Raw genomic sequence first — 503 nt, forward strand, 5'->3', positions numbered from 1 at the left:
GGAAAGCCACATACAAGGCGAAGGGGTAAACGTTAATATCACGGCTTGCATTAGACACATTGTCAGAACAAAGTAGGGTCTGAATTAACAATGACAACCGCCTTGCAAGCCATAGCATTTAAAACACAAACCCACCCCAAACACCAGTTCGAAAACCTCTATGGGAAACAACTACGGATATCGACCAAACAAAAGCGCACACCAAGCCATTCACAGTTTAACGCTGAATCTGCAATTTAAAGGATACGGCTATATTGTAGAAGCTGACATCAAAGGCTTCTTCGATAACATGAGCCACAAGTGGCTGATGAAAATGCTTAAACTTAAAATAAAAGACAAAGCGTTGCTTAATCTAGTCAACCAATGGTTAAAAGCCAAGGTGCAACTGCCAAATGGACAAAAGATAAAACTCACCTGAAAAGATTCAGCCGCTTTCATCCAAGCGGTCACCCAGATAGAAGAATTAACTTCTTAGGGTTTGAATGTTACTGGGGTAAAGACCA

1 protein-coding gene is annotated in these 503 nt (G+C 41.2%); it reads left to right on the forward strand.

Annotation, left to right across the window (positions count from 1 at the left end):
- Positions 1 to 160: 160 nt before the first annotated feature.
- On the forward strand, positions 161 to 418 hold the full coding sequence (locus tag DS2_RS20960; protein ID WP_035016747.1) for a reverse transcriptase domain-containing protein: 258 nt from the start codon (positions 161 to 163) through the stop codon (positions 416 to 418).
- Positions 419 to 503 lie beyond the last annotated feature (85 nt).

It is taken from the genome of Catenovulum agarivorans DS-2 (assembly GCF_000568405.1).
In the GTDB taxonomy this organism is placed as follows: Bacteria; Pseudomonadota; Gammaproteobacteria; order Enterobacterales; family Alteromonadaceae; genus Catenovulum; species Catenovulum agarivorans_A.

Bases quoted from the DNA above. Each gene is read 5' to 3' on its own strand.
- DS2_RS20960 (WP_035016747.1), top strand. From the start codon at position 161: ATGGGAAACAACTACGGATATCGACCAAACAAAAGCGCACACCAAGCC.